Consider the following 708-nt stretch of genomic DNA (forward strand, 5'->3'; position numbering starts at 1 on the left):
CTCCTTGCCCACGGTCTTGTAGTACCAGTTCCAGGCCTCGGGGTTGATCGGTTCGCCCACCGAGCCCAGCAGGCGCAGGCTGGAACCGTCGGCACCGGCAACGGCGGCCTGCCCTTCGGCCATCATGGCGCGGATCGCGGTCGGCGCGGTGTAGAGGATATTGACCTTGTGCTTGTCGACGATCTTCGACACGCGGGTGATGTCCGGGTAGTTCGGCACGCCTTCGAACAGCAGCGTGGTGGCGCCATTGGCCAGCGGGCCGTAGACGATGTAGCTGTGGCCGGTGACCCAGCCGACGTAGGCGGTGCACCAGTAGACTTCGCCCGGGCGGTAGTCGAACACGCGCTCATGGGTCAGCGCGGCATACACCAGGTAACCCCCGGTGGTGTGCAGCACGCCCTTCGGCTTGCCGGTGGAACCGGAGGTATAAAGGATGAACAGCGGCTCTTCGGCGCCCATTTCCTTCGGTGCACAGTGGCTGGAGGCCACTTTCATCAGGTCTTCGAACCAGATGTCGCGGTGCTGGTGCCAGGCGATGTCGCCACCGGTGCGCTTGCACACGATGATCTTCTGCACGCTGCTGGTTTCCGGGTTGGTCAGCGCCAGGTCGACGTTGGCCTTGAGCGGAGTACGACGGCCGCCGCGCAGGCCTTCGTCGGCAGTGATCACCACCTTGGACTTGCAGTCGATGATGCGGCCAGCCAGCGC

Annotated in this window: 1 protein-coding gene; it reads right to left on the bottom strand. The window is 64.7% G+C overall.

From position 1 onward, the window contains the following. Positions 1 to 708 (bottom strand): AMP-binding protein (locus ACLEJU_RS28650; protein ID WP_440776779.1); only part of this gene is annotated, 708 nt, incomplete at both ends.

The sequence above is a fragment of the Pseudomonas sp. SMN11 genome (assembly GCF_052041945.1).
In the GTDB taxonomy this organism is placed as follows: Bacteria; Pseudomonadota; Gammaproteobacteria; order Pseudomonadales; family Pseudomonadaceae; genus Aquipseudomonas.